The organism is Methylosinus sp. Sm6 (assembly GCF_019802345.1).
GTDB lineage: Bacteria > Pseudomonadota > Alphaproteobacteria > Rhizobiales > Beijerinckiaceae > Methylosinus.
Map to the genome: position 1 here is coordinate 172,985 of NZ_JAINDZ010000004.1, position 13,616 is coordinate 186,600.

At 63.5% G+C, this 13,616-nt stretch carries 10 protein-coding genes; 9 read left to right on the plus strand and 1 reads right to left on the minus strand.

Annotated features, from left to right (window positions below; all coding sequences use genetic code 11):
- Positions 1-483: 483 nt before the first annotated feature.
- Complete coding sequence (locus tag K3F48_RS04705; protein ID WP_222574257.1) at positions 484-972, minus strand: MucR family transcriptional regulator; 489 nt, start codon at positions 970-972, stop codon at positions 484-486.
- Between the two features lie 352 nt (positions 973-1,324).
- Between K3F48_RS04705 and K3F48_RS04710 the strand changes: the two genes are divergently transcribed.
- The 9 genes from K3F48_RS04710 to K3F48_RS04750 all read left to right on the plus strand — a co-directional run bounded on the left by K3F48_RS04710 (position 1,325) and on the right by K3F48_RS04750 (position 13,477).
- The gene (locus tag K3F48_RS04710; RefSeq protein ID WP_222574258.1) at positions 1,325-1,696 is read left to right on the plus strand and encodes an ArdC-like ssDNA-binding domain-containing protein; all 372 of its coding nucleotides are present in this window, start codon (positions 1,325-1,327) and stop codon (positions 1,694-1,696) included.
- Positions 1,697-2,190: 494 nt separating this feature from the next.
- The gene (locus K3F48_RS04715) at positions 2,191-2,415 is read left to right on the plus strand and encodes a hypothetical protein (RefSeq protein WP_222574259.1); all 225 of its coding nucleotides are present in this window, start codon (positions 2,191-2,193) and stop codon (positions 2,413-2,415) included.
- Positions 2,416-2,661: 246 nt separating this feature from the next.
- Positions 2,662-3,639 carry an ArdC family protein gene (locus tag K3F48_RS04720; RefSeq protein ID WP_255608298.1) on the plus strand — a complete coding sequence of 326 codons (978 nt, stop codon included), beginning with the start codon at positions 2,662-2,664 and terminating at the stop codon, positions 3,637-3,639.
- 506 nt (positions 3,640-4,145) lie between these two features.
- Entirely contained in the window at positions 4,146-4,697 is a 552-nt protein-coding gene (locus K3F48_RS24190) for a phosphoadenosine phosphosulfate reductase family protein (protein WP_255608327.1), read from the plus strand.
- 65 nt (positions 4,698-4,762) lie between these two features.
- Positions 4,763-5,197, plus strand: a complete 435-nt coding sequence (locus tag K3F48_RS04730) for a hypothetical protein (RefSeq protein WP_222574262.1) — start codon at positions 4,763-4,765, stop codon at positions 5,195-5,197.
- 217 nt (positions 5,198-5,414) lie between these two features.
- Positions 5,415-5,741 (plus strand): hypothetical protein, encoded by a 327-nt coding sequence (locus K3F48_RS04735; RefSeq protein ID WP_222574263.1) that lies wholly within the window; start codon positions 5,415-5,417, stop codon positions 5,739-5,741.
- 114 nt (positions 5,742-5,855) lie between these two features.
- Positions 5,856-10,913, plus strand: a complete 5,058-nt coding sequence (locus K3F48_RS04740; protein WP_222574264.1) for a DEAD/DEAH box helicase family protein — start codon at positions 5,856-5,858, stop codon at positions 10,911-10,913.
- A gap of 276 nt (positions 10,914-11,189) precedes the next feature.
- Positions 11,190-11,573: a hypothetical protein gene (locus K3F48_RS04745; RefSeq protein ID WP_222574265.1), complete on the plus strand. Its 384-nt coding sequence runs from the start codon at positions 11,190-11,192 to the stop codon at positions 11,571-11,573.
- A 239-nt stretch (positions 11,574-11,812) separates the two neighbouring features.
- Positions 11,813-13,477, plus strand: coding sequence for a ParB N-terminal domain-containing protein (locus tag K3F48_RS04750; RefSeq protein ID WP_222574266.1), 1,665 nt, complete (start codon positions 11,813-11,815; stop codon positions 13,475-13,477).
- The last annotated feature ends 139 nt before the right edge of the window (positions 13,478-13,616 follow it).

Below are 13,616 nucleotides of genomic sequence, written 5' to 3' on the forward strand. Positions count from 1 at the left end.
AATTGTTGCTTTCGCTTCTACGAGGCGGATCAGTGACGGATTGTCGAAGGCGGTCCCGCAAGCGCGCGCCCGTTGTCCGGAAAGCGCGGCCGGGGGCCATTACGATCCTCGTTCCTGCGAGTCGTGGGAAGCAATACGAGACGTGCTGCGGCGCCGCGGCGTGATCGGCGAAGGCGACCAGGAGTCTCGAGCAAAATCGGTATCGCTTCGATCAGCTCGAAATGACCCTCGGCGACTTGGTCCCGCGCGGACCGGCTCAGCCTCTTTCAAACAAGTTGCAAGAGACCGTCATGGCGGCGTTTCATTCTTGGAATTTCCGTACGTATGTCGAACAGACAATGTCCGAATCGGGGACGTGTGATTCCAGCGACGAACTCGTGTCGGATCCGTTAATGGGGCTCAGGTCGAGGCGGAGTCATCGCCTTGGGCGTGCGAAGCCTATCGCCTCCATGACGAGCGTCGCCGAGGCGAAGTAGTCGCTGATTACACCTTCGTGTTTTTAGCAGGGCGTCCACGCTTGACCGGCGCGACGGCGACCGCCTTCTGGCGCGGCGCGGCCTTCTCGCGATGCTGACCAAGCCCGATCTTCTTTGCCATTTCTGATCGCTGGGCCGCATAATTGGGAGCCACCATCGGATAGTCCGCCGGAAGGTTCCACTTTGCCCGATACTCCTCCGGACTCATGCCGAGAGCCCTCAAATGGCGTCGAAGCGATCTGAAGCTCTTTCCGTCTTCGAGACATATGATGAAATCGGGCGTGATCGACTTGCGGACCGAAACTGCCGGCTCCCGTTTCACCAGTGGCGGCGTTGTATCGATCGACGCTTTGCCGAGGTTCTCCAGCGCACCGCGCACAGCGTGGATCAGCGAAGGCAGATCTCCGATCGGCAGGGAATTATTGGCGACGAAGGCCGCGACGACCTCGGCCGCGAGCGTGGTCGAATGAGAAGGTTCTGCCTCGGAAGCCGTCATTCGTATTTTCCTCGAAGTTCATGACGAATAAGATTTCGTAACTATTGGCCGCTCCTCGATACCAGCGCAAGCGCTTTCAGCGACTTTTTCTTAGGACGGGTCGAATGGACTGCTCCTCACCACGCCGAGCGGCTTCGGCGTGGTGATAATCGGCGCAAGTAGAAAACACCGACAGCCGAAGCGAAACAAGATCGAAAAGCGCGAAGCGGCGTTCCCGCATGCGCGTCCACCGCCGCAAGGGTGAAGGCGCGCGCGCCCGTTCTCGCCACGAGCGGCGAGTCCGCCCTTGCCCCGGCGGCCGTGATGCGGGGCGTGGGAGTTCGTTCCGAAGCATGAAACGGAGACGAATCCCATGAACAACAACATGAAGAGCAATGGACGCGCGTCCGCGCGTTGCGATCATTACCAAGGCGTCACAGACCGCATCGTCGCTGCTCTCGAAGCGGGCAGGGCTCCCTGGCGCAGGCCCTGGGATCCCGAAAAATCGGGCGGACCGCTCTCGCCGATCAACGCCGTCGACGTTCTGTCCTATCCGACCGTCGTGTCGTCCTTCACCTGCACGAGGATGCGCCGCAACGGCTTCGGCGGCATGGCCGTCCTCATCACCAAAGACACCGTCGTCGGCAAGTCGACGCACGATATTCTCGACGATCTCGTGTTGGAAGCGGGGCTCGATGGGGCGAGCCGACACGCTCCCGCGGCGAAGGAGAATTGTCATGACTGACCAATCATGGATAGGCGACGCTCCTCTTCGCCAGCGCGTTCGCCTGTGGCGGCTTCGCGTGCGATCGCTCCTTCTGCGCCTCCGCCGAGGACTTCTCTACGGCATCGGGCGTCTCTCGAAAGAAGAGGCAAGGCTGATCTTCGTCGATTGTCAAACGCCCGCCGGCTGGCATCCGCTTTTGATGCTTTCAGACGACGATGTGCTCGAAGAGCTGAACGAAGATTTCGAGAACGACCCGTCCCTCTCCGAACTCGTCAGCGCTGCTTGCGCGCGGGTCTCATACAAATGAGAGGATTTCGGCGACGAACTCTATGAAGCCCGTCGGTGGGCGAGGAATCTGGTCGAAGAGTATGCGCGCGACGACGACATCGCGCTGCGCTCGCGAGAATCGAATTCCGACCAAGACGACGACGAGCAACTAGCGCGACCGTGACGACAGTTGGCGGCCGCGAAACATATCCCCTTTCTGCAATTTCATCGAAGGAGCATCCACCATGGCTATCCAGTATGCAAAATCCGGAAAGATCATCCCCACGCGATTCACCCTCGAAGAGATCGAGGAAGCGTCGGAGCTGATGCAGGGCTTTTGCGTCGCCTGCGGCGCGGTGAGAGACTGCTGTGAACCAGATGCCCGCCGGTATGAATGCGAGGACTGCGGCAAGCGGCACGTCTACGGCGCGGAAGAAATCATGCTCATGGGACTTGTGGTCGAGTCGTGATCGACGTCGGCCGCTCATGTGTCCAGGGCGCCTCGGCGACATGAGCGGATGGCACAGCAGGACAGCGAGGGTCGCAACAAAAGGGAAGACGCCAAGAGAGGAGATTTGAAGGCTCCATCCCGCATGCCCGCCCACCGCCGCAAGGGTCCGGCGCGAGCGCCCGGGCCGAGGCCCGCCCTTGCCCCGGCGGCCGTGATGCGGGGCGTCCAGGTTCGTTTCGAGACCAGAATGGAAAGGACGAACCAAATGAGCAATTTCAAGAAGCACAAAGCCCATGTGCCGACGCGCCGCGATCACTATCAAGAAGTGACGGACCGAATCGTCGCTGCTCTCGAAGCCGGCACGCCTCCCTGGCGTCGACCCTGGGATCCCGAAAAATCGAGAGGATCGCTCTCGCCGATCAACGCCGTCACGGGGCGTCGCTATCACGGGATCAACGTCCTTTTGCTCGGCTTGTCGCAATTTTCATTCGCGAACGGCGATCCTCGCTTTTGCAGCTACAAGCAGGCGAAGGATCGAGGATGGCAGGTTCGAGCGGGCGAGAGAGGCACAACCGTTTACTTCTACAAGAGCCTACGCGTCGAAGATCGCGACGCTCCCGCGGATGGCAAGGAGCACACGCGTAACATTCCGCTGCTTCGCTCCTTCACTGTTTTTAACGGTTCGCAGATAGACGGCATTCCCGCCTTTACGCCGCCCACGATCGAAGAGGCGCCATGGCGTCGATTCGACGCGGCGGACATCATCATGCGCAACAGCGGCGCCGTCATCCGCATCGGCGGTGATCGCGCCTTCTACCGTCCGGCTACCGATAGCATTCATTTGCCGCCGAAAAACGCGTTCCGTTCGCCGGAAGGACTCGCGTCGGTCGCGATTCATGAACTCGCCCATTGGAGTGCGGCGCCAGGCCGTCTGAACCGAGATCTGACAGGAGAATTCGGCTCCGCGAAATACGCGCTCGAGGAACTAATCGCGGATATTACAAGTTGTCTCGTCAACACAGAACTCGGTCTGCCGACAGACATAGAGAACCACGCGAGCTATGTAGCGTTTTGGCTAGAGAGACTCAAGACCGACAAACGCGAAATCTTTCGCGCTGCGGCGGCGGCGCAGAAAGCCGCGGATTATTGCCTCGCCTTTCATCCGGACTTCGCCGAAAGCCAAAGCGACTCGGATGAACAGGACGCCGCTGATAGCGACGCGCCCCTCGTCGAGGCCGCGTGATCGCCATGACACGCGCCATATCGACGAACCCCGCAGGCGGCGAGCATCCGCACGCTCGCTCTCGCCCCGAAACCTCCATTGCTCCCGATCTCAGGAGCTACGATCACATTCTTGTCGCTTGCTCTGGCGGCAAAGATTCGCTCGCTTGTCTAATCCATCTCATTGATCAAGGAGCCGATCCCGCTCGTATCGAATTGCATCATCATGACGTCGACGGTCGCGGGCCGCCGACGTTCGATTGGCCGATCACCGCGGGCTACTGCCGAGCGATCGCCGCGGCGTTCGGCGTTCAGATTTACTTTTCCTGGCGCGACGGAGGCCTGCGCCGCGAGATGTTGCGTGATCACGAGCCCACCGCCTGCGTGGCGTTCGAAACGCCCGAGGGAAGTATCGCGACATTCTGCGGCCGCGGCGGTCCTGGCACGCGTCTGCGCTTCCCCCAGGTCACGGCCGATTTGCGGCTTCGATGGTGCAGTTCCGTCGCGAAGATCGACGTGATGCGAAGCATGATCTGCAATTCGCCCCGCTTCCTCGGCAAGCGCACGCTCGTCGTCACCGGCGAGCGCGCCGAGGAGAGCCCAGCGAGGGCTCGCTATCTGACGTTCGAACCGCATCGCACCGATACGCGCGGCGGAACCCGCCGGCGTCGCCACGTCGATCATTGGCGTCCGATCCACGGCTTGGAGGAACGACAAGTCTGGGATCTGCTCCGGCGTCACGGCGTCGTTCCGCATGTCGCCTATCAACTCGGCTTTGGACGCGTCTCCTGCATGCATTGCATCTTCGCCTCGCCCGATCAGTTGGCGACGGTCAGATGGATGGCGCCGGAGCGCTTCGAGATGATCGCCGAATACGAACGGCGCTTCGGCTGCACCGTCAAACGCGATGCTTCCATCCATGCCGTTGCCAATCGCGGCAGACCCTATCCGGCCGCGCTCGCTCGGCCAGATCTCGTGCAGCTCGCCATGTCCGAGCATTGGTCGCCGGCGATACGCACATCTCCCGAGCGCTGGCGCCTGCCCGCCGGCGCCTTCGGCGACGCCGCCGGTCCCGGCTGACGTCTGCGGGTCTCGGCTTCCCCTTTTTCACAATCCGTTTCTCGCCTCCCAGAGGAGACATCGACATGTCCCGCTCCTACACGCATTTTTCCTGCGTCCTTCCCCTCGGCCGTTCCGAATTCGTGCCACCGGCGATTGCTCTCTATGAGCAATATGCCGAGGAGCTCGACGCCAGATTTGAGCACGTCTGCTTCACAGTGAAAGCCAGCGACGCCGATAGAGGATGTCTTCGCATCGTCTCCGGGGACGACGGCGATCCCGAACAAGTGATCGCATTCGTTCAGCGCTGTGCGAGAACGTTCGGATTGACCGGCCTATGGGGTTTCCATTGGAGTCAGGGCTGCGTGTTCCCCTCGTTCGACGCATTCGGTGGCGCAGCTTGCCTGCTCGATCTCGGCGAGCAGCGCGTCGTCGACAGGATCGATTGTCGGCGCTGGCTCTCGGAACGTATCGCGCGTGACAAGACGCCGGCGGCTCGGCTCGTTCGGCTCCATTCGTGACGCCGCGCAATTCGTAGGTTCGAAAAAAGGAAATCCAAAAAGAAGAAGCAGAAAAAGGAGTCGTTACCGCGAACGAACGGCCGCCGCAAAGGGTGGGTCGCTCCGGCCGCTTCGCTGGGCCGGATCAATCCCGGCGCACGAGCGCCGCCTTTGCCCCAGCCGTTCGTCCTCGGTGCGTGATCGGGGTCTTCGAGAAGAAGATCGAGAGGAGACTCCGATGCAACAGATCAGCACGACTGAATCCGAAACTCGTGATGCCGCCACCGCGGCGGCGTTCGGCCTCGACGCGTTGGACCACGACGCCGCGCGCCGCGACGGCTGGGTCATATCCGATTGCGGCAGCTATCGCGACGGCGCACCCCGCATCGAGCTGCAGAAGTTCGACAATTCGGAGCAAGGTTCACCGAGTTTTCGCGACGACAGAGAGGCCTGGGCGCATGTCGTCGCGCGGGTGCGTGCGGGCTCCGCGCTTCACATGCAAGCGCTCGATCTCGTCGATCGCCGCGAGCGCTTCGCCATCGAAGCCGCCTTCGGACACTGGTGAGTCCGCCGACCGCCGGCTCCCGAGCCTTCCCCTTCGATCATTCGCTCGACTGCCCATGCCCGGCCGCCCATCGCGCGCCGGGCTTTTTCGTGCTCGCCGAAAGGACTTCTCGCCATGGCCAAGGACAGCAATCAGCTGACGCTTTCTCTGTTCGACTCGACCAGCCTCTCCGGAGGATTGACGCTCGACAGCGGAGGTTTCCGTCCCTCGACCGATGTCCCCGAAGAGGACGAAGCGCCGGCCGTCCTGGCGCCGCCCGCCATTCCTGCGCAGGACTTCGTGCTGCGCGGCGACCGCCAGCTCGCCCACGGCTGGAAAGCCCGCGCCGCCGACAATCTCGCCGCCATCCGGCTCGCCCTCGAAATCGAGGCTGAAAAGCGGAATGCGACTTCGGAGGAGCAGGACGTCCTGAGCCGCTTCGTCGGCTTCGGCGCGTGCGACCTCGCCGATATAATGTTCCGCCGCGCCGGCGAGAGCTTCGCCGAGGGCTGGGAGGATCTTGGCGAGGAGCTGGAGCGGCTCGTCCCGCGCGAAGAGCTGGCGAGCCTCGCCCGCGCCACGCAATATGCCCATTACACGCCCGAATTCATCATTCGCGCCATCTGGCGCGCCGTCCAGCGCATGGGCTTTGCCGGCGGCGCGATCCTGGAGCCCGGATGCGGGACGGGGCTCTTCTTCTCCCTCATGCCGGAAGCGCTCGCCGGCAAATCGAGCCTCACCGGCGTCGAGATGGACGCCACCACCGCACGCATCGCATCGCAGCTGTTTCCGAACGCCTGGATCCGGCGCGAGGATTTTACGAAGGCGCGCCTCTCCGAGAGCTTCGAGCTCGTCATCGGCAATCCGCCGTTCAGCGACCGGCGCGCGCGTCTCGAGGGGGCAGAGCGCCTCGACCTTTCGCTGCATGATTATTTCATCGCGCGGTCGGTCGAACGGTTGAAGCCGGGCGGTCTCGCCGCCTTCGTCACCAGCCGCTGGACCATGGACAAGGTCGACGACAAGGCGCGCGCCCATATCGCCGTCATAGCCGATCTCGTCGGCGCGATCCGGCTTCCCGAGGGAGCCATGAACGCCGCCGCAGGAACCGACGTCGTCATCGACATCCTGTTCCTGCAGAGGCGCGCCGCTGACCAGGAGCCCGCCGGCGCGCTCTGGCAGGACCTCGCCGAGGCAATCCCCGCCGAGGATGGCGAGGAGGCTCTCTCGATCAATCGATATTTCATCGATCATCCAGAGATGGTCATGGGGCTCCATGCGCGGACCAGCAGCGCCTATGGGCCGACCTACACCTGCCTGCGAAAGGACCGCGCCGCGCTCGACGACGAGATCGACGCCGCCGTTTCGCGCCTGCCGCGCGGAATCCATCAGCCGAGCGAGCGCGTCGCCGCGACCGCGCCGAGCCGGCCCGCCCTTCGCGTCGGGACGGCGGCCGAAGGCGCGACGATCAAGGAGGGCAGCTTCGTCATCGTCGACGACGCGCTGATGCAGATCATCGACGGCGCGCCCTGCAAGATCGAGGTGCGCGGCGGCAAGGGGGGCGAAGGCATTCCCGCAAAACACGCCCGCATCATTCGCACCCTCATTCCGATCCGCGACGCCATCCGCGAGGTCCTGCGCGCCCAGGAGGCCAATGAGCCCTGGGGTCCGGCCCAGACGCGCCTGCGCATCGCCTACAACAGCTTCCTGCGCAATTTCGGAGCGATCAATCTCACCACCATCAGCGAGACGACGGATCCGAAAACCGGCGAGGCGCGCGAGACCCAGCGCCGCCCCAATCTCCAGCCCTTCCTCGACGACCCCGACGTCTGGCTCGTCGCCTCGATCGAGGACTATGACGTCGAGACCGGCGTGGCGAAGAAGGGACCGATCTTCTCCGAGCGCGTGCTGCATCCGCCGGCGACGCCGACGATCGAGAGCGCGGCCGACGCCCTCGCCGTCACCCTGCACGAGCTCGGCCATGTGGACATCGACCGCATCGCCGAGCTCCTCGGCCGCTCGCGCGACGAAGCGCTCGCCGAGCTCGGGGATCGCGTCTTCCTCGATCCTCAGACCACGATCGAGGGCTTCGAAAGCTGGCAGACCGCCGACGCCTATCTGTCCGGCCCAGTGCGCACCAAGCTCGCCGCCGCGATCATCGCCGCAGAGCGAGATGCGCGCTATCGGCGCAATGTCGAGGCGCTAGGCCCGGTCCAGCCCGAGGATCTGAAGCCCTCGGATATTTCGGCGCGGCTCGGCGCGCCATGGATCCCGACCGCCGATGTCACCGCCTTCGTCGCCGAGGTCATCGGCGTGGAGGCCTCGATCCGCCACACCATCGAGATCGCCTCCTGGACCGTCGAGCTCTCCGCCTTCTCCGGTCGCGCCGAGGCGACCTCCGAATGGGGCACGGCGCGGCGCAACGCCGGCCTGCTGCTCGGCGACGCGCTCAATTCCTCGATCCCGCAAATCTACGACGTCTGGAAGGAGGACGGCAGAGAGCGGCGCGAGCTGAACGCCGCCGAGACCGAGGCGGCCAAGGAGAAGCTCGCCAAGATCAAGACGGCTTTCGAGCGTTGGGTCTGGACCAATGTCGAACGGGCCGAGCGGCTCACCCGCATCTACAACGACCAGTTCAACAATCTGGTCCCGCGGCATTTCGACGGAGCCCATCTCCAGCTTCCCGGCGCGAGCAGCGTCATCAAATTCTACGACCACCAGAAGCGCGCCATTTGGCGCATCGTCAGCGCCGGCAAGACCTACATCGCCCATTCGGTCGGCGCCGGAAAGACCTTCACCATCGCCGCCGCCATCATGGAGCAGAAGCGGCTCGGCCTCGTCGCCAAGGCGATGCTGGTGGTTCCTGGCCATTGCCTGGCGCAGGCGAGCCGCGAATTCCTCCTGCTCTATCCGAACGCCCGCATTCTGGTCGCCGACGAGACGAATTTCTCCAAGGACAAGCGCCAGCGCTTCCTCGCTCGCGCCGCCACGGCGCAGTGGGATTGCATCATCATCACCCACAGCGCCTTCAAATTCGTGCCGGCGCCCGCCGCCTTCGAGCAGGCGCTCATTCAGACCCACCTCGCCAGTTATTCCGAATTGCTCGAGAAAATCGATGGCGACGACCGAATCTCGCGCAAGCGCATCGAGCGCATGAAGGAAGGCCTGGAAGCCAAGCTCGAAGCCTTGCAGAGCCGCAAGGACGACCTTCTGACCATCGGCGAGATGGGCGTCGACCAGCTCATCGTCGACGAGGCGCAGGAGTTTCGCAAGCTCTCCTTCGCCACCAATATGACGAGCCTGAAGGGCGTCGATCCGGACGGATCGCAGCGCGCCTGGGACCTCTTCGTCAAATCCCGCTTCGTCGACGAGAAGAACCCCGGCCGGGCTCTGCTCCTCGCCTCCGGCACGCCGATCACCAATACGCTCGGCGAGATGTTCACCCTGCAACGCTTCATGCAGCCGGAGACGCTCGAAGAGCGGGGCATTCACGAGTTCGACGCCTGGGCCGCGACCTTCGGCGAGACGCGCACCGAGCTCGAGCTGCAGCCATCCGGCCTCTACAAGCCGGTCACGCGCTTTTCGGAATTCGTCAATGTCGCCGATCTCATGGCCATGTATCGCTCGGTCGCCGACGTCGTGCTCAAATCGGACCTGCGCCATTATCTGCGTCTGCCGAGCGTCAAGGGCGGCAAGCGCCAGATCGTCACGGCCGAGCCGACCGCCGCCTTCAAGGCCTACCAGAAAATCCTCGCCGAGCGCATCGCCGTCATCGAGAAGCGCAAGACCAAGCCTGAGAAGGGCGACGACATTCTCCTCTCCGTCATCACCGACGGCCGCCACGCCGCCATCGATCTGCGCTTCGTCCTCCCCGGCCATGCGAATGAGGACGGCAACAAGCTCAATGCCCTGATCGATAACGTCTTTGCGATCTGGCGCGAGACGGCGGACCGCCGCTACACAAGGGCCGACGGCGTCCCCTACCTCCTGCCCGGCGCGGCGCAGATGATCTTCTCCGATCTCGGCACGCTCAATGTGGAGGCGACGCGCGGCTTCTCGGCCTACCGCTGGATCAAGTCGCGGCTCGTCGCGCTCGGCGTTCTCGCCGAGCAAATCGCCTTCATGCAGGATTACAAGAAGTCGAGCGCCAAGCAGCGTTTGTTCCAGGACATCAACGCCGGCAAGACCCGCATCCTGATCGGATCGTCCGACACGATGGGCACGGGCGTCAACGCCCAGCGCCGTCTAGTCGCGCTCCATCACCTCGACGTTCCCTGGCTCCCCTCGCACATCGAACAGCGCGAAGGCCGTATCGAGCGCCAGGGCAACGAGAATGAGGAGATCGAGCTCTACGCCTATGCCACCAAGGGCAGTGTCGACGCCACGGGCTGGCAATTGCTCGAACGGAAGGCCCGCTTCATCGAGATGGCCATGTCCGGCGACCGCAGCATCCGTCGGCTGGAGGACGCCGGATCGCAGGTCAATCAATTCGCCATGGCGAAGGCCATTGCATCGGGCGACCCGAGGCTCATGCAGAAGGCCGGGCTCGAAGCCGAGATCGCTCGCCTGGAACGCCTGCGCGACGCGCATTTCGACGATCAATACGCCGTCCGCCGCACGATCTCCACAACCGAGGCCTCGCTCCGTCACGCCGAAAAGCGGATCGCCGAGATCGAGCAGGACATCGCCAGACGAACCCCGACCCGCGGCGACGCCTTCCGCATGGAGGTGAACGGAGAGCGATTCGTCGAACGCAAGGACGCCGGCGCCGCCCTCCTCAGAGGCATCCGCGCCAGGGAGTTCGAAGGCAAGGGCGGCGAATGGCGCATCGCCAATATCGGCGGCTTCGATTTGTCCGTCACGGCAAGATCCGTCGCGCGCCAGAAGCTCGCGCAGGTCGAGCTGACGATGCAGCCCGCCGGCCGACATATGGAGATCGAGTATTCGCACGATCTGACGCCGCTCGGAATCGTTTCACGCCTCGAATATTGCCTCTCGCGCTTCGAAGTGGAGTTGGCCGAGCAGAAGCGCGCCATGCACGACGCCGCCGAACGCCTCCCGGCCTATCGCCGGCGTCTCGATAAAGCTTTCGCCTACGAAAACGAGCTCGACATGAAGCGCGACGAGCTGGCGGCGCTCGACGCTTCGCTCGCCGCGAACGACGACGGCAAGTCCGAAGCCCCCTCTGCGGCCTGACGCGCGGACCTTCGGCGCAGGCTGGTCTGAGCATCTCGGCGCGGGCGATCCCATGGAGCCCGCATCGCCACGCGCCGCGCCCGCCCCATTCCAATCAGGAGATCTTCGATGCTCCCGACCGCAATCACTCGATCTCTCCGAATGCCGCAACTGACGGCCGCCGACTTCACGCCGACCAAATTCCATACGGTCGACGACAAGGCCTAGTTCGCCAACTCGCTGCTGAAATTCCTCGCCGACGACTGCCCGAAGAGCGGCTTCACTGACCGACTGTATGTGCGCCTCTCCAACAGCTTTGGAAACATTGCCTACTACGATAGGCAAGGCTTCTTCGAGCACTTCTTTCTGGCTTTGGAAACGAAGGCAGAATTCCTCGAACAAACGCTGCAATGGCCCTGTTATGGCTCCGCGGAATTTACATTTTGCGACGTGGAGATCCTCGTCCAATCGCGGATCACGACGGCGAACCTTCTCGCGATCGTAAAGGCGCAGCGCGACAGTGACATCGCTCGCCGAGAGCGCGAGTTGCTCGAGCGTCTGAAAGCCAAATACGAGCCGATGCCCCGACCGGATGCGCTCTCCGGTCTGGCGTCGCCGGCCACAGCGCCCGAGCCGCCGACGGTCCTGCGCCAAGGATCGCTGTTTGATTTCTCCGAATGAACGACGCGGCTCCTGCGCGCTGCGATCGTCGAGGATAGGCGAGCGCCGAGAGGAACAAACACGAAAATCAGAATGAAGAAAAAGGCGATTTGCCCCATGCGCGGCCGTCGCCGCAAGAGTGCGTCGCTCTGCTCCCGCGCGTTCCGCGCGCTCTTGCCCCGCCGTCCGCGATCGGGGCGTTCGATCCTCGTCTTCGAAAAGAAGAACGGCAATTCGAATTGAAAGAGGAGTTCATCGACATGGAACTGCGTCACGTCGACCCCCGCAATCTCAAGCCCAATCCCAGCAATCCCCGCCGCATCGCTCCCAGCGAGCATGCCGACCGGCAAATGATCGCCAATATCAAGGCGACGGGCATCACACAGCCGCCCGTGGTGCGCCCCGACGGCGACGATCTCGTCATCGTCGCCGGCCACGGCCGCGTGCGCGCCGCCATCGGCGCCGGCTTGAAAGAGATTATCGTCCTCGTCCGCGGCCCCGACGACGGCGCCGACAATCTCCGCGCGCTCTCCGAGAACGTCGTCCGAGTTCAGATGGGGCCGGTCGACCAATGGCGCACCATCGAAGCGCTCATTTCCGATAATTGGACGGAAGAGGCGATCGGCGATGCTCTCGCCCTGCCGGTACGGACGATCAAGAAATTGCGCCTGCTCGCCAACGTCCATCCAGCTATCCTCGATCATATCGCAAAAGGCGACATGCCGCAGGAGAGCCACCTGCGTATCATCGCCGCCGCCGGCGCCGACGAGCAGGCATCTGTCTGGAAGAAGCACAAGCCCAAGAAGGGCCAGGAGACGGTCAGTTGGCACGAAGTTTCTCGCGCCCTCGACAAACGGCGCATCTACGCCAAGAATGCGAAGTTCGGCCCGGACGAAGAGCAGGCTTTCGGCATCGTCTGGGAGGACGATCTGTTCGAGCAGGGCGATCAGGACAGCCGCTACACCACCCAGGTCGAGGCGTTCTTCGCCGCACAAGCCGCATGGATCGAAGCCAATCTGCCAAAGAATGGCGTTCTCCTGCAGATTGACGAATACGGCCAGGGCAAGCTTCCGCCGAAAGCCGAGCGGAATTGGGGACAGCCGAGAAAGAGCGACACAATCGGCCGTTACGTCGACACCCGCGACGGATCCGTGAAGGAAATCCTCTACCGCCTGCCGAAGGAGGAGCCGAAGAAGGGAAAGAATGCAGCCTCCGGCGCGACGTCCGAGACGCTCTCGGAGCCCGCTCGCACCCGCCCCGAGATCACGCAAAAAGGTCTCGCGATCATCGGCGACTTCCGCACCGACGCCCTCGTCAGAGCGCTCGCGGAAAACGAAATCGACGACTTCACGCTTCTCAGTCTGCTCGTCCTCGCCTTCGCGGCCGACAATGTCGATGTGAAAGCCAGCGGCTACTCCTCGCGCATGCGTCGAGGCCTCGCGCACCGGCTCGCCAATGAGGGACGCATCACCCAGGACGCCGCCCTCGTTCGGAAGGCCGCGCGCGACATGCTGGCCCATGTTCTCAACTGCCGCCCCGGCTATCATTCGAGCGGCGTCGCCGCCCGCCTCGTCGGGGACGCGATCGGCGCGGATGCGCATCTTCCCAATATGGCGACGGACGATTTTCTGTCGGCGCTTTCGAAGGCTGCGCTCGAAAAGGCCGCCGCGCTGCACTCGGTGCTGCCGCGTCCGCGCGCCAAGGAGACGCGCGCCGCTCTCATCGAGGAGGTCTCCGGCGGAACATTCGTGCTTCCGGCCGCGCGTTTCGCCCTTTCCGAGGAGGAGATCGCGAGCGAGCTCGCCCGGGCGACCGAATGCTCCGAGGAGGAAGAGGGGAATGTCGACGGCCCCGATCCGGAGATCGGCGCCTCCGACGAGGACCCCGATCCCGAAGAGGATCACCAAGCGGAGGAATTCGCCTGAGCGCGGCGACGGCGCGGCCGGCTTGACGCCGGCCGCGCCCATAGAGGCGCCAGCGACTTGGTCGTCAGGCCGAACACGGCGAATTACCAGCCGAAGACGGGAGGTCCGACCATGTACGCCTTTCAATTCCAGGACGGAA